This window comes from Pseudomonas fragariae (ex Marin et al. 2024) (assembly GCF_059621105.1).
The window spans coordinates 514,962-533,527 of the sequence record NZ_CM184369.1 but is presented as its reverse complement, the minus strand read 5'-3'; the positions used below and the strand labels follow the sequence as shown (position 1 = coordinate 533,527).

21 protein-coding genes are annotated in these 18,566 nt (G+C 61.1%); 15 read left to right on the top strand and 6 right to left on the bottom strand.

Annotated features, from left to right (window positions below):
* Window positions 1-14: 14 nt before the first annotated feature.
* Genes AC54XV_RS02470 through pilG form a run of 4 tightly spaced genes read right to left on the bottom strand, consistent with a single transcriptional unit; the run spans window position 15 to window position 3,484 of the window.
* Window positions 15-2,057 (bottom strand): methyl-accepting chemotaxis protein, encoded by a 2,043-nt coding sequence (locus tag AC54XV_RS02470; protein ID WP_011266434.1) that lies wholly within the window; start codon window positions 2,055-2,057, stop codon window positions 15-17.
* 50 nt (window positions 2,058-2,107) lie between these two features.
* Window positions 2,108-2,647 (bottom strand): chemotaxis protein CheW, encoded by a 540-nt coding sequence (locus tag AC54XV_RS02465; RefSeq protein WP_024641078.1) that lies wholly within the window; start codon window positions 2,645-2,647, stop codon window positions 2,108-2,110.
* A 14-nt stretch (window positions 2,648-2,661) separates the two neighbouring features.
* Window positions 2,662-3,027 carry a twitching motility response regulator PilH gene (pilH, locus tag AC54XV_RS02460; protein ID WP_003404569.1) on the bottom strand — a complete coding sequence of 122 codons (366 nt, stop codon included), beginning with the start codon at window positions 3,025-3,027 and terminating at the stop codon, window positions 2,662-2,664.
* 46 nt (window positions 3,028-3,073) lie between these two features.
* Window positions 3,074-3,484, bottom strand: a complete 411-nt coding sequence (gene pilG, locus AC54XV_RS02455) for a twitching motility response regulator PilG (protein ID WP_002551738.1) — start codon at window positions 3,482-3,484, stop codon at window positions 3,074-3,076.
* A gap of 254 nt (window positions 3,485-3,738) precedes the next feature.
* Here pilG and gshB point away from each other — a divergent pair, with 254 nt between their 5' ends.
* The 7 genes from gshB to AC54XV_RS02420 all read left to right on the top strand — a co-directional run bounded on the left by gshB (window position 3,739) and on the right by AC54XV_RS02420 (window position 9,751).
* On the top strand, window positions 3,739-4,698 hold the full coding sequence (gene gshB, locus AC54XV_RS02450) for a glutathione synthase (protein WP_058398796.1): 960 nt from the start codon (window positions 3,739-3,741) through the stop codon (window positions 4,696-4,698).
* Between the two features lie 166 nt (window positions 4,699-4,864).
* Window positions 4,865-5,767, top strand: a complete 903-nt coding sequence (locus AC54XV_RS02445; RefSeq protein WP_004414710.1) for an energy transducer TonB — start codon at window positions 4,865-4,867, stop codon at window positions 5,765-5,767.
* Between the two features lie 75 nt (window positions 5,768-5,842).
* Window positions 5,843-6,415 carry a YqgE/AlgH family protein gene (locus AC54XV_RS02440; protein WP_011266431.1) on the top strand — a complete coding sequence of 191 codons (573 nt, stop codon included), beginning with the start codon at window positions 5,843-5,845 and terminating at the stop codon, window positions 6,413-6,415.
* Entirely contained in the window at window positions 6,415-6,855 is a 441-nt protein-coding gene (ruvX, locus tag AC54XV_RS02435) for a Holliday junction resolvase RuvX (RefSeq protein ID WP_002551734.1), read from the top strand. The genes AC54XV_RS02440 and ruvX overlap by 1 nt, the downstream gene beginning before the upstream one ends.
* A gap of 98 nt (window positions 6,856-6,953) precedes the next feature.
* Complete coding sequence (gene pyrR / locus AC54XV_RS02430) at window positions 6,954-7,466, top strand: bifunctional pyr operon transcriptional regulator/uracil phosphoribosyltransferase PyrR (protein ID WP_003366144.1); 513 nt, start codon at window positions 6,954-6,956, stop codon at window positions 7,464-7,466.
* 12 nt (window positions 7,467-7,478) lie between these two features.
* Window positions 7,479-8,483 carry an aspartate carbamoyltransferase catalytic subunit gene (locus AC54XV_RS02425; RefSeq protein WP_003366142.1) on the top strand — a complete coding sequence of 335 codons (1,005 nt, stop codon included), beginning with the start codon at window positions 7,479-7,481 and terminating at the stop codon, window positions 8,481-8,483.
* On the top strand, window positions 8,480-9,751 hold the full coding sequence (locus AC54XV_RS02420) for a dihydroorotase (protein WP_003366140.1): 1,272 nt from the start codon (window positions 8,480-8,482) through the stop codon (window positions 9,749-9,751). Before AC54XV_RS02425 ends, AC54XV_RS02420 begins: the two co-directional genes overlap by 4 nt.
* A 282-nt stretch (window positions 9,752-10,033) precedes the next feature.
* On the opposite strand, the gene AC54XV_RS02415 is transcribed toward AC54XV_RS02420, so the two are convergent.
* Window positions 10,034-10,438: an NINE protein gene (locus tag AC54XV_RS02415; RefSeq protein WP_003404557.1), complete on the bottom strand. Its 405-nt coding sequence runs from the start codon at window positions 10,436-10,438 to the stop codon at window positions 10,034-10,036.
* A 250-nt stretch (window positions 10,439-10,688) separates the two neighbouring features.
* On the opposite strand from AC54XV_RS02415, the gene AC54XV_RS02410 reads away from it, so the two are divergent.
* Window positions 10,689-11,366, top strand: a complete 678-nt coding sequence (locus AC54XV_RS02410) for a C40 family peptidase (protein ID WP_050427262.1) — start codon at window positions 10,689-10,691, stop codon at window positions 11,364-11,366.
* Between the two features lie 94 nt (window positions 11,367-11,460).
* On the opposite strand, the gene AC54XV_RS02405 is transcribed toward AC54XV_RS02410, so the two are convergent.
* A complete protein-coding gene (locus AC54XV_RS02405; RefSeq protein ID WP_003404551.1) occupies window positions 11,461-12,495 on the bottom strand; it encodes a type IV pilus twitching motility protein PilT in 1,035 nt (344 codons plus the stop codon).
* Between the two features lie 55 nt (window positions 12,496-12,550).
* Between AC54XV_RS02405 and AC54XV_RS02400 the strand changes: the two genes are divergently transcribed.
* The 7 genes from AC54XV_RS02400 to hemW all read left to right on the top strand — a co-directional run bounded on the left by AC54XV_RS02400 (window position 12,551) and on the right by hemW (window position 18,565).
* Window positions 12,551-13,237, top strand: coding sequence for a YggS family pyridoxal phosphate-dependent enzyme (locus tag AC54XV_RS02400; RefSeq protein WP_003404548.1), 687 nt, complete (start codon window positions 12,551-12,553; stop codon window positions 13,235-13,237).
* A 21-nt stretch (window positions 13,238-13,258) separates the two neighbouring features.
* Window positions 13,259-14,077, top strand: a complete 819-nt coding sequence (proC, locus tag AC54XV_RS02395) for a pyrroline-5-carboxylate reductase (protein ID WP_003404546.1) — start codon at window positions 13,259-13,261, stop codon at window positions 14,075-14,077.
* A 25-nt stretch (window positions 14,078-14,102) separates the two neighbouring features.
* Complete coding sequence (locus tag AC54XV_RS02390; protein ID WP_003404543.1) at window positions 14,103-14,693, top strand: YggT family protein; 591 nt, start codon at window positions 14,103-14,105, stop codon at window positions 14,691-14,693.
* 266 nt (window positions 14,694-14,959) lie between these two features.
* A complete protein-coding gene (metX, locus tag AC54XV_RS02385) occupies window positions 14,960-16,099 on the top strand; it encodes a homoserine O-succinyltransferase MetX (protein ID WP_011266425.1) in 1,140 nt (379 codons plus the stop codon).
* Between the two features lie 7 nt (window positions 16,100-16,106).
* A complete protein-coding gene (metW, locus tag AC54XV_RS02380; RefSeq protein ID WP_003316724.1) occupies window positions 16,107-16,727 on the top strand; it encodes a methionine biosynthesis protein MetW in 621 nt (206 codons plus the stop codon).
* 33 nt (window positions 16,728-16,760) lie between these two features.
* Window positions 16,761-17,354: an RdgB/HAM1 family non-canonical purine NTP pyrophosphatase gene (gene rdgB, locus AC54XV_RS02375; RefSeq protein ID WP_011266424.1), complete on the top strand. Its 594-nt coding sequence runs from the start codon at window positions 16,761-16,763 to the stop codon at window positions 17,352-17,354.
* On the top strand, window positions 17,351-18,565 hold the full coding sequence (gene hemW / locus AC54XV_RS02370) for a radical SAM family heme chaperone HemW (RefSeq protein ID WP_011266423.1): 1,215 nt from the start codon (window positions 17,351-17,353) through the stop codon (window positions 18,563-18,565). The genes rdgB and hemW overlap by 4 nt, the downstream gene beginning before the upstream one ends.
* Window position 18,566: the final 1 nt, after the last annotated feature.

Below are 18,566 nucleotides of genomic sequence, written 5' to 3'. Positions count from 1 at the left end.
TCATGTGCGGTACATCATCCGGCTTTCTTCGATGACGGCAGGGCAAAACCCGATACCGAGCGACGCATTTCGCTGGCCATTTTCGCCAGGTTGCCGATGCTTTCGGCGGTGGCCGATGTGCCCGAGGTGGTCTGCGAAGTGGTCTGCTGAATGACGGTCATGATCTGCGAAATCTGCCCGGCAGACTCGGCCTGCTGGTGGGCAGCGTCGGTGATACTTTCGATCAGTTCGGCCAGCACCCTGGACACCCCTTCGATTTCCCCCAGCGCCACACCGGCGTCCTGCGCCAGCCGGGCGCCGCGCACCACTTCGCTGGTGGTCTGCTCCATGGAGATAACCGCCTCGTTGGTGTCGTTCTGGATGGCCCGGACCAGCGTTTCGATCTGCTTGGTCGCAGACGACGAACGCTCGGCCAGGCGCTGCACTTCGTCAGCCACCACGGCAAACCCTCGTCCGGCATCACCGGCCATCGACGCCTGAATGGCGGCGTTCAAGGCCAGGATATTGGTCTGGTCGGCAATGTCGTCGATCAGGCTGACGATGTCGCCAATCTCCTGGGAGGACTCGCCCAGACGCTTGATGCGCTTGGAGGTGTCTTGAATCTGCTCGCGAATGTTGTCCATGCCGTGAATGGTGTTTTGCACGACCTCGTTGCCTTTATTGGCAATTGTCACGGAGCGCTCCGCAACGGCCGAGGACTCCGAGGCGTTGGTCGAAACCTGATCGATGGACGCGGCCATGTCGTTGATCGCCGTCGAAGCGGCACTGATCTGCAACGCCTGGTGCTCAGAGGCAGCCGACAATTGCATGGCCGTCGCCTGGGTTTCGGTCACCGCAGCCGCCACTTGCTCGGCGGTCAGGTTGATGGTCACCACCAGCTCGCGCAACTGGTCAATGGAATAATTGATGGAGTCGGCAATCGCCCCGGTGAAGTCCTCGGTCACCGAGGCGGTGACCGTCAGGTCGCCGTCGGCGAGGTTCTCGATCTCGTCCAGCAGGCGCATGATCGCTGTCTGGTTGCGCTCGCTTTTCTGCGCGGTTTCGCGCAGCTGGCGATTGGTCTCGCGCACCATGACCAGACCGATGAGGATGATCGACGCCAGTGCCAGCAAGCCCAGCACATAGCCGCCGACGGTGTTCACGGTGCGGCGCTTGGCGAGGTTTTCCAGGCTGTTGGCGAGTACCGAGGTTTCATCCAGCAGGGTCTGTGAGGTGTTGAAGATGTTGCCCGACGCCTCGCGCACCTGATACAGCTCGGGCGAAGTCTCGAGAATCTCGTCCACCGAGCCTGAGACGAATTCGAACAGTTCGGCGATCTCCGCCAGCCGCGCGCGCGCATCGCGGTCTTCGACCTGGGATATGCGCAGCGTGGCGTTGCCCTCCAGCATGCCGTTGAGCACACGACCGAACTGGCTGGCGTCGCGGCCAAAGGCATCGGCGGCCTGCACAGCCGTTTCATCACCGGCCAGCACGGTATTGACCGAGCCGAGAATCCGTTCTGCGAGCAGCGCTTGGCGCTGCGCAACCACCACCTGTGCGGCAGGAGCACGGCTTTGCAGCAGGCTCTCGACGACTTTTTCGTATTCGGCCTGCAATTGCGGAATGGTTTCGGCCAGCGTTGCCGCCACCTGATGCAACGACAGGACGGTCTGTTCACTGGCCAGAATCACGTCGGTGCTCTTGCGCAGCCCTTCCCAGTCACGTTGCACGGTGCGCAATTCGTCGCGTATCAGCTCGGGTGCCGCAGGCAGGCCGGTGGCCGGGTCGCCTTTTCTCAGGTAGCCCCAGCGCACGTCGAAATCGTTGCGCGCATCGGCCAGCAATTTGAACGCCTGGGTTTTGCCGGCAGCCGCTTCGGTGGCGTTTTTCGCGATGCGTTGCGACAGCACGCGCAGCTCACCGGCATGCCCGATGTACTGTTTGTCGTAGTTGGACTGAGTGTTGAGGTAGGCGAAGTTGGCGAACAGCAACATGATGAAAACGATAAGCGCCACGAACAGCAGAATAATCTGCGTCCGGCTTCTTGCGCCTTCCCTTGACCGGTCTGTACTACTCATTAATCAGGCCCCCGCCTGGATCAATTGTGAAACACACCAGGCCCGACATGCTAGGAAGCCAGGTCCATGAAATCCGCAGACTGCACCAGCGCCCACGGGCTGAAGATCAGCCACGCCTGCTCGCGGATAAACTGCCCGCGCAGGAACGGCACCATACGCTGATCCATGTCCTGCGGGGTCTGGGGTATGAGGCTCAACTGACTGAAACGTTGCATGCCGAACACTTCATCGACCAGCAGACCGGCAAATACATCATGGTGCTCGACCACCAGCACCCGTCGCTGTTTGCGCACCGGCACCAGTTCGTGGCCGAAAAACCCGCACAGATCCATGAGTGGCAACAACCGACCGCGCAAGTTGGCAATACCGGCCACCCAGAACTTCACACCGGGCATTACCGCATGATGGGGTTCGTGAAGGATCTCGGCGATCTCGCCAATCGGCGCGACAAACCGTTGCTCGCCCATACGAAAGCCGATGCCGACCCAGTCCTGCTGATGGGCTTCCTGCAGCGGCAGGCCCGCCGCCAGCGAACGACAGCGTCGATCCATATCCAGAAGCAGTTCAAAAGCGGTGCGCGGCTCGGCCATGGCGATTCCGGCGATCAGCCGGCCAGCACCGCATTCAGGGTTTTCATCAGGGTTTCTTCGTCCACCGGCTTGGTCAGGTAATCCCGCGCGCCCTGGCGTTTGCCCCAGACCTTGTCGGTTTCCTGATCCTTGGTGGTGATCATGATCACCGGAATATTGGTGGTGTCAGGATCCTTGGTCAGCTGGCGTGTGGCCTGAAAGCCGTTGAGCCCCGGCATGACGATGTCCATCAGCACGGCATCGGGCTTTTCCTGACGGGCCAGGGCCACGCCATCAGCGCCGTTTTCGGCCTTGAGCACTTCATGACCGTGCTTTTCCAGCATGCCGGTGAGTTTGTACATTTCAGTCGGCGAGTCATCGACGATCAATATTCGAGCCATGGGTGTTCCCCGTCAGATTACGAGCGCGCTACATCAGGCGCGGGCGTCATGATATGTGTTGTTCTGCTGCAACGAAGCCCGGCACATGAGCCTTGATCGCGCTGAGCAGTTCTTCCTTGCTGAAAGGCTTGGTCAAAAACTGATCGGACCCGACAATCCGCCCCTTGGCCTTGTCGAACAGGCCGTCCTTGGAGGACAGCATGATGACCGGCGTCGACTTGAATGCCCGGTTGTTCTTGATCAGCGCGCAGGTCTGATAACCGTCCAGACGCGGCATCATGATATCGACGAATATGATTCGCGGGTGGTTATCGGCAATCTTGGCCAGCGCGTCGAAACCGTCTATCGCAGTGATGACTTCACAGCCTGCGTTCTTGAGCAGTGTTTCGGCGGTGCGGCGGATGGTCTTCGAATCATCGATGACCATGACTTTCAGGGCGGAGGCGTGTTGTTCCATAGCTGCTCTTCCATCGCCGCAGCGAATTTTTGCGCATTCTGCGAGGCACTGGGAGCCTGACCGTATCGCTTCGTTGATCGACTGGGACCGAAGACCGGATGCCGAGCCTTTTTAGCACACTCTCCAGACGCAATCCATAAAGTGCACCCTGGTGCATCGCGGCAGGCCTGCCCCTTGACCGGGAGCAATCGGAGCGCCACCCTGATGCCAATTTTACGGCCGTTGCGGCCCTTACCGATCAGAGGATATTGCCCATGAGCGTTCGCCTAGGGATTGTCATGGACCCCATTGAGCGCATTTCCTATAAAAAGGACAGCTCGCTGGCCATGCTGCTTGCCGCCCAGGAACGCGGCTGGTCACTGTTCTATATGGAACAGAAAGACCTGTATCAGAACGCCGGCCAGGCCCGCGCACGCATGAAGCCGCTCAAGGTGTTTGCCGATCCGGCCAAGTGGTTCGAGTTCGAAGCCGAAGTCGACGCAGGTCTCGACGATCTGGACGTGATCCTGATGCGCAAGGATCCGCCGTTCGACATGGAGTTCGTCTACGCCACCTACCTGCTGGAGCAGGCCGAGCGTGCCGGCGTCCTGGTGGTCAACAAGCCGCAGAGCCTGCGCGACTGCAACGAGAAGCTGTTCGCCACGCTGTTTCCGCAGTGCACGCCGCCGACGCTGGTCAGCCGCCGCGCGGACATCATTCGCGAATTCGCCGAACAGCACGGCGACGTGATCCTCAAGCCGCTGGACGGCATGGGCGGCGCATCGATCTTCCGCCATCGGGCGGGCGATCCGAACCTGTCAGTGATCCTCGAAACCCTGACCGCCCACGGCACGCAGCAAATCATGGCGCAGGGTTACCTGCCCGCCATCAAGGACGGCGACAAGCGCATTCTGATGGTCGATGGCGAACCGGTTCCGTATTGCCTGGCGCGCATCCCGGCAGCCGGCGAAACGCGTGGCAACCTGGCGGCAGGCGGACGTGGCGAGGCCCGTCCATTGAGCGACAAGGACCACTGGATCGCCGAACAGATCGGCCCGACCCTGCGTGAAAAAGGCCTGCTGTTCGTCGGACTCGACGTAATCGGTGAGCACCTTACCGAAATCAACGTCACCAGCCCGACCTGCATCCGCGAAATCGACAACGCCTTCGGCACCAACATTGGTGGCCTGCTGATGGACGCGATCGAGAAGAAGCTGCAAGCGCGCAAGGGCTGATCAGCCGCTGACGCCGCTGGCCACGGGCAACACCGTGCGCCACGGCGTCGGATCGATTCCCTTCGTCCGATCCGCAGCAGAGCCGCGCGGCACATTGCGTTATCATGCGCCACCTGTAACACGACACGGATTTTGACATGCAGGCTGACGAGATGCTGAACCGCCAATGACATCCATGGCCAACAACGACCTCCCCCTGGAACTCGCCAACGCCGGTGTGCGCCCTGCCGATCGCCTGGGTTTTACCATGATGATCGCGGCGCTGATTCACCTCGCGGTGATCCTTGGCGTGGGGTTCACCTATGTAAAGCCGGAGCAGATCTCGCAGACGCTGGAAATCACCCTGGCCACCTTCAAAAGCGAAGAAAAGCCCAAACAGGCTGACTTTCTGGCGCAAGACGATCAACAGGGCAGCGGCACCCTGGACAAGGCCGAAACGCTCAAGACCACTGAGCTGGCGCCCTATCAGGACACCAAGGTCAACAAGGTCACGCCGCCGCCAGCCAGCAAGCCGGTGGTCAAACAGGAAGCGCCAAAGACGGCCGTCGCGACCACCGCGCCCAGCCAGCAGAAAACCGTTGCCAAGCGCGATGAGGTCAAACCCGAGCCCACCACCAAGGCCGCACCAACCTTCGACAGCTCGGAACTGAGCAACGAAATCGCCAGCCTGGAAGCCGAACTGTCGACCGAACAGCAGCTTTACGCCAAGCGCCCGAAGATCCATCGCCTCAATGCGGCCTCGACCATGCGCGACAAAGGCGCCTGGTACAAGGATGACTGGCGCAAGAAGGTCGAGCGGGTCGGAAACCTGAACTATCCTGAGGAAGCACGACGCAAGCAGATCTACGGTAATTTGCGACTTCTTGTGTCAATCAATCGGGACGGCTCGTTGTATGAAGTGCTGGTGCTCGAATCTTCAGGACAGCCTTTGCTGGATCAGGCCGCACAGCGGATCGTGCGTCTGGCGGCGCCTTTTGCGCCGTTCACCGGCGATCTGGCGGATATCGATCGACTGGAGATCATTCGCACCTGGAAATTTGCACGCGGAGACAAGCTGTCAAGCAACTGAACTTTTTGCCAGCTGACGCCCGACACCCACACGTGTCAGTTGTCAGCCGGGCAAGGCAACGCCAAACTAGGGCTCATGAAAAAAGTCTCTCCGAGTTATCTCAAGCATCATTTCCTCATCGCCATGCCTCACATGCACGATGAGAACTTTGCTCAGACCTTGACCTACATTGTCGAGCACAACGCCAATGGCGCCATGGGGCTGGTGATCAACCGCCCGCAAAGCCTGACCCTGGCCGATGTGCTCGAACAACTGCGACCGGAACTGCCGGCGCCGAGACACTGCCAGGACATCGTCATTCATACCGGCGGGCCGGTGCAGACCGATCGGGGCTTTGTCCTGCATCCCAGCGGCCAGACCTTTCAGGCAACGGTCAATCTTCCGGGCGGGATTTCCTTGTCGACCTCGCAGGATGTGCTGTTCTCCATCGCCGATGGCTACGGGCCTGATCAAAATGTGATCACTCTGGGCTACGCGGGCTGGGATGCCGGTCAACTGGATGCTGAAATGGCCGACAACGCCTGGCTGACCTGCTCGTTCGACCCGGCCATCCTGTTCGATGTCGACAGCGACCAGCGTCTGGAGGCTGCCGCCAGACGCCTGGGTATCAATCTCAACCTGATCTCGACCCAGGCAGGGCACGCTTGATGGCCGCCTTACGGCTGCTGCTGGGCATTGATTACGGCACCAAACAGATCGGCGTTGCGGTCGGCCAGGCGATTACCGGTCAGGCGCGTGAACTCTGTACGCTCAAGGCGCAGAATGGCGTGCCGGACTGGGACAAGGTCCAGGCGCTGATCAACGAGTGGAAACCTGATGCGATCGTGGTCGGCCTGCCTTTGAACATGGACGGCACGCCCAGCGACATGAGCGCGCGCGCGGAAAAGTTTTCGCGCAAGCTCAACGGACGCTTTGGTGTAACGGTCTACACCCATGATGAACGCCTGACCACCTTCGAAGCCAAGGGCGAGCGCATGGCGCGCGGCGGCCAGAAAGGCAGCTATCGCGACAACCCGGTGGATGCCATTGCCGCTGCACTCTTGCTGCAAGGCTGGCTGGACGAGCACCCCGAACTGTTGAATGTGTGACTTTTTCTGCCTTTATCGCTTCGAGATACCCGGATTCCACGTTATCGCTTGAGCATCGCGCCACGGACCGACGCTGCCCGAGCCTCTAAGGAGCAACCATGAGCCTGCCCGATCCCGCCGAACTGATTCGTCAGATGGCCACTGACCTGAACGCTCACCTGAGCAAGCGCGGCATCAGCGACCCTCGTTTCATCGGCATCCGCACTGGCGGTGTCTGGGTTGCCCAGGCGCTGCTCAAGGCACTGAACAACCCCGCTCCGCTGGGCACCCTGGACGTTTCGTTCTATCGCGATGATTTCAGCCAGAACGGCCTGCATCCGCAAGTGCGCCCTTCTGAACTGCCGTTCGAGATCGAAGGCCAGCACCTGGTGCTGATCGATGACGTGCTGATGAGCGGCCGTACCGTCCGCGCTGCACTCAACGAACTGTTCGATTACGGCCGCCCGGCCAGTGTCACGCTGGTCTGCCTGCTGGACCTGGACGCCGGTGAACTGCCGGTACGTCCGAACGTGGTCGGCGCCACCCTGTCGCTGGCACCGAATGAACGCATCAAGCTGTCCGGCCCCGAGCCGCTGGCGCTCGAACTTCAAGACCTCTCCACCGCCCTTTAAGAGTCCATTGCGATGACGCCTCTCGACGCCAAGCGCCCGCTGCAGCTCAACCACCTGGGCCAGCTGCGCCATTTCCTGTCTCTGGACGGCTTGCCCCGCGAGCTGCTCACCGAAATTCTCGACACCGCCGACTCGTTCCTCGAAGTCGGCGCCCGGGCGGTCAAGAAAGTCCCGTTGTTGCGCGGCAAGACGGTGTGCAACGTGTTCTTCGAGAACTCCACGCGCACCCGGACCACCTTTGAACTGGCGGCCCAGCGCCTGTCAGCCGACGTGATCACGCTGAACGTCTCGACCTCGTCCACCAGCAAGGGTGAAACGCTGTTCGACACCTTGCGCAACCTCGAAGCGATGGCCGCCGACATGTTCGTCGTGCGCCACGCCGACTCGGGTGCGGCGCATTTCATTGCCGAGCACGTGTGCCCGGACGTCGCGATCATCAACGGCGGCGACGGCCGCCATGCTCACCCGACCCAGGGCATGCTCGACATGCTGACCATCCGCCGTCACAAGGGCGGTTTCGAGAACCTGTCGGTGGCCATCGTCGGTGACATCCTGCATTCACGGGTGGCACGCTCGAATATGCTGGCGCTCAAGGCGCTGGGCTGCCCGGATATCCGCGTGATCGGGCCGAAAACCCTGCTGCCGGTGGGCGTCGAACAATACGGGGTCAAGGTCTACACCGACCTCAACGAAGGTTTGAAGGACGTGGACGTGGTCATCATGCTGCGTCTGCAGCGTGAGCGCATGACCGGTGGCCTGCTGCCCAGCGAAGGCGAGTTCTACCGCCTGTTCGGCCTGACCACCGCCCGTTTGGCGGCGGCGAAGCCGGATGCGATTGTCATGCACCCCGGCCCGATCAACCGCGGCGTGGAAATCGAATCGGCAGTGGCCGACGGCGCGCATTCGGTGATTCTCAATCAAGTGACTTACGGTATCGCGATCCGCATGGCGGTGCTGTCCATGGCCATGAGCGGACAGAACGCACAACGCCAATTCGAACAGGAGAACGCCCAGTGAAGCTCAGCATCCTCGGCGCTCGCGTCATCGACCCGGTCAGCGGGCTGGATCAAATCACTGACCTGCACCTCGAAGCAGGCAAACTCAGCGCCATCGGTTCGGCCCCGGCGGGTTTCGAGCCCACGCAGACCATCGACGCTACCGGGCTGGTCGCAGCACCGGGCCTGGTCGACCTCAACGTATCCCTGCGCGAGCCTGGCTACAGTCGCAAGGGCAGCATCGCCAGCGAAACCCGCGCGGCGGTGGCAGGCGGCGTGACCAGCCTGTGCTGCCCGCCACGTACCAAACCGGTGCTCGACACCTCGGCAGTGGCCGAGCTGATCCTGGATCGCGCCCGTGAGGCCGGGTTCAGCAAGGTGTTCCCCATCGGGGCGCTGAGCAAGGGTCTGGAAGGCGAACAGCTGGCAGAACTGATCGCCCTGCGCGACGCAGGCTGCGTGGCCTTCGGCAACGGCCTGAGCAGCTTCAGCAACACCCGTACGCTGTGCCGGGCGCTGGAATATGCGGCGACCTTTGACCTGACGGTGATTTTCAACTCGCAGGATCGTGATCTGGCCGAAGGCGGTCTGGCGCACGATGGTCCGACGGCCAGCTTCCTGGGCCTGGCGGGCATTCCCGAGACGGCCGAGACCGTGGCGCTGGCTCGCGACCTGTTGCTGGTCGAACAGAGCGGTGTACGCGCGCACTTCAGCCAACTGACCAGTGCCCGTGGCGCGGCGCTGATTGCCCAGGCGCAGGCGCGCGGTCTGCCGGTAACGGCGGATGTCGCGCTGTATCAATTGATTCTGACTGACGAGGCGCTGATCGACTTCTCCAGCCTCTATCACGTGCAGCCGCCGCTGCGCACCCGCGCTGACCGCGATGGCCTGCGTGAAGCGGTGAAGAGCGGTGTCATCCAGGCGATTTCCAGCCATCACCAGCCGCACGAACGCGATGCCAAGCTGGCACCGTTTGGCGCTACGGAGCCGGGCATCAGCAGCGTCGAACTGCTGCTGCCGCTGGCCATGACGCTGGTGGATGACGGCCTGCTGGACCTGCCAACCCTGATCGCCCGCCTGAGCAGCGGCCCGGCCGCCGCGCTGCGCCTGCCAGCCGGCAAGCTGAGCGCAGGAGCGCCTGCCGACATCGTCCTGTTCGACCCGGCCGCCTCGACGGTTGCCGGCGAGACCTGGCTGTCAAAAGGCGAAAACTGCCCCTTCATCGGCCACTGCCTGCCCGGCTCGGTACGCTACACACTGGTGGATGGACGGATCAGCTACAGCCGCTGAGCCCGCTACGGGCTCTCGCTCCCGCACAGAGCGCTCATCGTTATACACAAGTCCGCTTTTGATTCTGGCCGAAGGCCGTGGGAGCGAACTTGTTCGCGAAGGGTTTCGACTACCGTGCGACGCTCCGCGTCGGCATGCCGTTCTGGACGCTCTGCGTCCGGTCTTGAGCATGCGGCGCGGCGCAGATTTGTGACGCGGAGCGTCACGACAGGCATTCCTAAGCAGAGCGTGAGGAACGATAGGTGTCCGGGCCGCGCTCTGCGTCAGCCCTTCGTCCCAGCCTCACCCGCGTCGGGCGTTCTTCATCGAGATCTGGTCATTCAATGTCCAGAAATCATAAAGGATGCCGACCAGAAACAACCCGCCGGTAAACAGGTAGATGATCCCGGTAATCCACTTGCCCTGGTACATGCGGTGCACGCCGAACAGGCCGAGGAAGGTCAGCAGCACCCACGCCACGCTGTAGTCGGTGGAGCCGGGTGTGAAGCGCAGGTCGGCGTCACGGTCCATCGACGGGATCAGGAACAGGTCGATCAGCCAGCCGATGCCAAACAGACCGAACGTGAAGAACCAGAGGGTCCCGGTGACCGGCTTGCCGTAGTAGAAGCGATGCGCTCCCAGGAAGCCGAAAATCCACATCAGGTAGCCCATGACCTTGCTGTGTGTGTCTGAACGATAGGCGTTCATTTTTGCCCTCTTTGCGCTGATAGAAAAAAATACATAACAAAATTGTGACTTGGTTTCCCTATTCCGACGTATGGCACATGAGGCGGTTTAATGCCGCCAAGCCCTTGTCGCTAAAGGGATTAGCCCGAAAAAAGAAAGAGTCTGTCGCATAAAACGCAATGATGCCACTGTGATGCGCTCGACAAATGGGGTCAGTTTTTTTGAAAAAGCTGTTATAAAGTTGCGCGCTGACCACCATGAGCCCTGCCGAATGCGTCCTTTTTTCAAGACATGGCTAACCATTTGCCTATTTATGCCTCTGGCCGCCCACGCCACCAATCGTGAGCAACAACTTCCTGCGAGCTTCTCGGGCTACACCGCCAAAAGCCACTCTTCACCGGCACTCGCGACTCGCAATGCACCCCAGGAAGCCACCACCACCCGAACTCAGTACGGCGCCACCGCTGCCGTCCAGAAGCCGCTTTCACGCAAGAACGCCAAGAAAGTCGCGGCCTTGCAGGCTTCCGCCCCCGCCAAGCAAGGCAGCGCCGTTGTAAAACGCGCCTTGCAGGCTGTGGGCACGCCTTATCGCTGGGGCGGCACCACGCCCGGCAAAGGCCTGGACTGCAGCGGACTGGTCAAATACGCCTACACGGATGTCCGTGAGGTCGACCTGCCGCGCACCTCCAATGCCATGGCCCAGGGTCATGGTCAGACGGTGGATCGCAAGGACCTGAAACCCGGTGATCTGCTGTTCTTCAACATCAAGAGCCGCAACATCAACCACGTCGCCATTTACCTGGGCGACAACAAGTTCGTTCATGCGCCGCGCCGTGGCAAGGCCGTAACTGTCGATACGCTGAACAAGCCGTATTGGAACAGCCACTACAAGATCGCCAAGCGAGTGTTGCCCAAGCAGGCAGGGCAGATGCGCGTGGTTCAGCGCTGATCCTGGCCTGAATCTGCGCTCTGCAGGCTGCATCTGAAAAAGGGGTCTTGAACGCGTTCAAGACCCCTTTTTCGTTCCTGCAGCATCCCTGTGATCAGAAGTTGTCCGGCACCTTGGCACGTTCGCGTGCGCTTTCGCGGGTGATCAGCCCCTTCTTGACCAGATCGGCCAGGCACATGTCCAGCGTCTGCATGCCCATTGAGCCGCCCGTCTGGATCGACGAATACATCTGCGCCACTTTGTCCTCGCGGATCAGGTTACGGATCGCCGGGGTGCCCATCATGATTTCGTGCGCCGCCACGCGTCCGCCGCCGACCTTCTTGAGCAACGCCTGCGAGACCACGGCGTGCAGCGATTCGGAGAGCATCGAGCGAATCATCGATTTTTCCTGAGCCGGAAACACGTCGACGATCCGGTCGATGGTCTTGGCGGCTGACGTGGTGTGCAGCGTGCCGAATACCAGGTGGCCGGTTTCAGCAGCGGTCAGCGCCAGGCGGATGGTCTCCAGGTCACGCATTTCACCGACCAGAATCACGTCCGGGTCTTCACGCAACGCCGAGCGCAGCGCCTCCGAGAAGCCCAGCGTGTCGCGGTGAACCTCACGCTGGTTGACCAGGCACTTCTTCGACTCGTGGACGAATTCGATCGGGTCCTCGATGGTCAGAATATGGTGATGCTTATTGTTATTGAGGTAGTCGATCATTGCCGCCAGGGTGGTCGACTTGCCTGAGCCGGTCGGCCCGGTAACCAGAATCAGGCCGCGCGCCACGTCGGTAATCTTGCGAAACACATTGCCCATGCCCAAGTCTTCCATGCTCAGGATTTTCGAGGGAATGGTCCGGAATACCGCGCCAGCACCGCGGTTCTGGTTGAAGGCGTTGACCCGAAACCGCGCCACGCCCGGCACTTCAAAGGAAAAGTCGGTTTCCAGCCGCTCTTCGAAATCCTGCCGTTGCTTGTCGTTCATGATGTCGTAGATCAGCGCCTTGACCTCCTTCGCGTCCAGCGGGGGCAGGTTGATACGCCGCACATCGCCGTCGACGCGGATCATCGGCGGCAGACCTGCAGAGAGGTGCAAGTCCGACGCGCCCTGTTTGGCACTGAAGGCCAACAGCTCGGTAATATCCATACAGCTCCTCAATCACATAGAATGCCGCAGACCTTAGCCTGACTGGCGCAAATCAATGTCCACGATAGCAGCTAACATTTCAACGCTCGAACAGCGAATTCGCGACGCAGCGCTTGCCGCCGAGCGCGATCCGGCGTCCGTCGGCCTGCTGGCGGTGAGTAAAACCAAGCCTGCCAGTGACCTGCGTGAAGCTTACAACGCAGGCTTGCGCGATTTTGGCGAAAATTATTTACAGGAAGCGCTGGGCAAACAGCTCGAACTGAGCGACCTGCCCTTGTGCTGGCACTTCATTGGCCCCATTCAATCGAACAAGACGCGAGCTATCGCCGAGAACTTCGACTGGGTACATTCCGTGGACCGCCTGAAAATCGCGCAACGCCTGTCCGAGCAACGCCCCGAAGCGCTTGAACCGCTGAACATCTGCATTCAGGTGAACGTCAGTGGCGAGGCCAGCAAGTCGGGCTGTACGCCTCAGGACCTGCCTGCGCTGGCCGCTGCCATCATCGCCCTGCCGCGACTCAGGTTGCGCGGCCTGATGGCCATCCCCGAGCCCACAGACGATCCTGCGGCGCAGGACGCATCCTTCGCCGCCGTACGCGCGCTGCAGGAGCAGTTGAACCTGGCGCTCGACACACTTTCCATGGGCATGAGCCACGACCTGGAAGCCGCCATTGCACAAGGCGCAACCTGGGTGCGCATCGGCACCGCTCTTTTTGGCGCCCGCGACTATGGCCAGCCATAAACTCTTCACAAGGACCCCTTCATGAGCAAGACCCGTATTGCCTTCGTCGGTGCCGGTAACATGGCCGCCAGCCTGATCGGCGGCCTGCGCGCCCAGGGCGTGGAGGCGGCACTGATCAGTGCCAGTGCGCCGGGTGCCGAAACCCGCGAACGCATTGCCAACGATCACGGCATCCAGGTATTCGCTGACAACGCTGAAGCCATTAAGGGCGTCGACGTGGTGGTACTGGCAGTCAAGCCGCAGATGATGAAAACCGTCTGTCAGGCCTTGAAGTCCAGTCTCGAACCTCACCAGCTGATTGTTTCGGTCGCGGCCGGCATCACCTGCGCCAGCCTGACGCAATGGCTCGGCGAGCAGCCGGTGGTGCGCTGCATGCCCAATACCCCCTCGCTGCTGCGTCAGGGTGCCAGCGGGCTGTACGCGACCGACAACGTCACGCCCGAGCAGCGTGAGCAGGCCGAGGCGTTGCTGGCCGCGGTCGGCATCGCGGTCTGGGTCGAGCAGGAAAAACACATGGATGCTGTCACGGCCGTTTCCGGCAGTGGCCCGGCGTATTTCTTTCTGATGATGGAAGCGATGACAGCGGCAGGCGTAAAACTGGGTCTGCCGGAGGACATCGCTAAAAAGCTGACCCTGCAGACAGCGCTGGGCTCGGCCCTGATCGCGACTGGCAGTGATGCAGGCGCGGGCGAACTGCGTCGTCGCGTCACTTCGCCGGGCGGGACCACCGAGGCGGCTATCAAGGCATTTCAGGCGGGCGGCTTCGAGGCACTCGTGGAAACGGCACTGACCGCCGCAGACCATCGTGCAGCCGAGCTGGCTGAACAACTGGGCAAATAATTTTCGGGTTTTCTGGAGCAGATCGATGATCGGATTGAACACCGCTGCAATTTACGTCCTGCAGACGCTTGGCAGTCTTTACCTGCTGATCGTACTGTTGCGCTTTGTCCTGCAACTGGTACGGGCCAACTTCTACAACCCGCTGTGCCAGTTCATCGTGCGCGCCACCCAGCCGCTGCTCAAGCCGCTGCGGCGCATCATCCCCAGCCTGTTCGGGCTGGACATGTCGTCGCTGGTGCTGGCGATCATCGTGCAGATGATCCTGATGGCCCTGACCCTGCTGCTGATGTTCGGCACCACGGGCGACCCGCTGCACCTGCTGCTGTGGTCGATCATCGGCGTGACCGCGCTGTTCCTGAAGATCTTCTTCTTTGCCCTGATCATCAGCGTGATTCTGTCGTGGGTCGCACCGGGCAGCCACAACCCCGGCGCGGAACTGGTCAACCAGATCTGCGAACCGGCACTGGCACCGTTCCGCAAGATCGTCCCGAACCTGGGCGGCCTGGACATCTCGCCGATCCTCGCATTCCTGGTGCTTAAACTGCTGGACATGCTGGTCATCAACAACCTCGCCGCCATGAGCAACATGCCGGATGTGCTGCGGTTGTTGATGTAAGCACTCTTGTTCCAACGTTCCAATGCTCGACGTTACACACAAGTCCGCTTTTGATTCTGGCCGTAGGCCGTAGGAGCGAACTTGTTCGCGAAGGGGTAGGTACATCCAAAGAGGATATATCGACCCAAGCAACGCCTTCGCGAACAAGTTCGCTCCTACAACAGCCTTAACTATCGTGCCGTTGATTTGCGTCTCACAATATCCCTTATTGCCGCTGCACCCCGCGGTCTTTAGACTTACGCCTCATTTATGCGAGAGCAGGGTCGATGCCCACGGTATTCCCTCACGATTCTGTCGGACTGGTCACGCCGCAAACGGCGCATTTCAGCGAGCCTCTGGCGCTGGCCTGCGGGCGTTCGTTGCCAGCCTATGACCTGATTTACGAAACCTACGGTCAACTCAACGCCGCACGCAGCAATGCCGTGCTGATCTGTCATGCGCTGTCCGGGCATCACCATGCCGCAGGCTTCCACAGCGCTGACGACCGCAAACCCGGTTGGTGGGACAGCTGTATCGGTCCCGGCAAGCCGATCGACACCACTAAGTTCTTCGTCGTCAGCCTCAACAATCTGGGCGGTTGCAACGGCTCGACCGGGCCGAGCAGCATTGACCCGGACACCGGCAAGCCGTTCGGCGCCAATTTCCCGGTGGTGACCGTGGAAGACTGGGTCAACAGCCAGGCCCGGCTGGCCGATCTGCTCGGCATCGACACCTGGGCTGCGGTGATTGGCGGCAGCCTGGGCGGCATGCAGGCGCTGCAATGGACCATCAGTTATCCGAACCGCGTACGCCATTGCCTGGCAATCGCCTCGGCGCCCAAGCTGTCGGCACAGAACATCGCGTTCAACGAGGTGGCCCGCCAGGCCATTCTCACCGACCCGGAATTTCACGGTGGCTCGTTCCAGGAACGCGGCGTGATTCCCAAGCGCGGCCTGATGCTGGCGCGAATGGTCGGGCACATCACCTACCTGTCGGATGACTCGATGGGCGAGAAATTCGGCCGTGGCCTGAAGAGCGAAAAACTCAACTACGACTTTCACAGCGTCGAGTTCCAGGTCGAAAGCTACCTGCGCTATCAGGGCGAAGAGTTTTCCGGGCGTTTCGACGCCAATACCTACCTGTTGATGACCAAGGCACTGGATTACTTCGACCCTGCGGCAAACTTCAACGACGACCTGGCCAAGACCTTCGCCAACGCCACCGCCAGGTTCTGCGTGATGTCGTTCACCACCGACTGGCGCTTCTCGCCGGCCCGCTCGCGGGAACTGGTGGACGCGCTGATGGCCGCGCGCAAGGACGTCTGCTACCTGGAAATCGATGCACCGCAGGGCCACGACGCCTTTCTGATCCCGATTCCGCGCTACTTGCAGGCTTTCGGTAATTACATGAACCGAATTTCGTTGTGAGGACGCCATGAGAGCCGATCTGGAAATCATTCAGGAATGGATTCCCGCGGGCAGCCGCGTGCTCGACCTGGGCTGCGGTGACGGCGAATTGCTGACCTGGCTGCGTGACCACAAGCAGGTCACCGGCTACGGGCTGGAAAACGACGCGGCCAACATTGCCGAGTGTGTTGCCAAGGGCATCAACGTTATCGAGCAGGACCTCGACAAGGGGCTGGGCAACTTTGCCAGCAACAGCTTCGATGTCGTGGTCATGACTCAGGCCCTGCAGGCGGTGCATTACCCGGACCGCATCCTCGACGAGATGCTGCGCGTCGGTCGCCAGTGCATCATCACCTTTCCGAATTTCGGTCACTGGCGCTGCCGCTGGTATCTGGCGAGCAAGGGCCGCATGCCGGTGTCCGAATTCCTGCCGTATACCTGGTACAACACGCCGAACATTCACTTCTGCACCTTCGGCGACTTCGAAGAGCTGTGCCGCGAGCGCGATGCGCAGGTGCTCGACAGGCTGGCGGTCGATCAGCAGCACCGTCACGGCTGGGCCAGCAAACTCTGGCCTAATCTGCTCGGCGAGATCGGCATCTATCGCGTCACAAGCCCCGGGCTGACGGACCACAGGATTGCCGTTTAATCGACCGTTTCCAAGCACCACGACAGGCCAACCATGAACCTCACACAACTCGTACTGGCCAGCCACAATGGCGGCAAACTCAAGGAACTCCAGGCCATGCTCGGCGACAGCGTAACGCTGCGCTCGGTCAGCGAGTTCAGTCTGGTGGAGCCGGAAGAAACCGGCCTGTCCTTCGTCGAGAATGCGATCCTCAAGGCACGCAACGCCGCGCGCCTGTCCGGCCTGCCTGCGCTGGCCGACGACTCGGGGCTGGCAGTGGACTTTCTCGGCGGTGCGCCGGGTATCTATTCAGCACGCTACGCCGATGGCCAGGGCGATGCCGCCAACAACGCCAAGCTGCTGGAGGCGCTTAAAGACGTGCCGGACGAACAGCGTGGTGCGCAGTTCGTGTGCGTATTGGCACTGGTACGCCACGCCGACGACCCATTGCCGATCCTCTGTGAAGGACTGTGGCACGGGCGCATCCTGCACGCCGCCAGCGGCGAACACGGCTTCGGCTATGACCCGCTGTTCTGGGTGCCGGAGCGCAACTGCTCGAGCGCCGAACTGGGCCCGACCGAAAAAAACCAGCTCAGCCACCGCGCCCGCGCCATGGTCCTGTTGCGGCAACGCCTGGGTCTGCAATGACCCACGATTCGCCTGCGCAGCCGCTGTTTCTCGGCGAGAGCGGCTTCTCGTCGGAGAGCCCGCGCCCTGCACTGCCGCACCTGCCGCCGCTGTCGCTGTACATCCATATTCCGTGGTGCGTGCGCAAATGCCCGTACTGCGACTTCAACTCGCACACCGCCAGCCCGGTGCTGCCGGAACAGGAATATGTCGACGCCCTGCTCGCCGACCTCGACCTTGACCTGCCGCACGTCTACGGCCGCGAGCTGCAATCGATCTTCTTTGGTGGCGGTACGCCGAGCCTGTTCAGCGCCGATGCGCTGGGGCGCCTGCTGCAAGGCGTCGAACAGCGCATCCGCTTTGCCAGCGACATCGAGATCACCCTGGAAGCCAACCCCGGCACCTTCGAACAGGTCAAGTTCAGCGCCTATCGCGGCCTGGGCATCAATCGGTTGTCGATCGGCATTCAGAGCTTTCAGGAATCCAAACTCAAGGCGCTGGGCCGCATTCATAACGGTGACGAAGCGATTCGTGCTGCCGACATGGCGCGCCGGGCCGGTTTCGACAACTTCAACCTGGACCTGATGCACGGCCTGCCGGATCAATCCCAGGACGAGGCGCTGGCCGATCTGCGCCAGGCCATTGCCCTCGCGCCGACCCACCTGTCCTGGTATCAACTGACCCTGGAGCCCAACACGGTGTTCTGGAATCAGCCACCGGTGCTGCCCGAAGACGACATTCTCTGGGACATTCAGGAAACCGGACAGCAGTTGCTGGCCACTCATGGCTACGCGCAATACGAAGTGTCGGCGTATGCACAGCCCGGGAAACCGGCGCGGCATAACCTCAACTATTGGGCGTTCGGTGATTTCATCGGCATCGGCGCAGGCGCACACGGCAAGCTGAGCCACCCGGACGGGCGCATTGTCCGTACTTGGAAAACCCGGCTGCCCAAGGATTACCTGAACCCGGACAAGCCGTTTCAGGCCGGTTCCAAGCTGTTGCCGCTCGATGAATTGCCGTTCGAATTCCTGATGAACGCACTGCGACTGACAAATGGTGTGGACGCTGCGTTATTTCGCGAAAGAACCGGTCTAAGCCTCGATTCGCTGGCCGAGGCGCGTCGACAGGCTGAACAAAAGGGCTTGCTGCACCAGGACCCGACACGCCTGATCGCCACGCCACAAGGCCAGCTGTTCCTCAATGACCTGCTGCAATACTTTCTGATCTAAG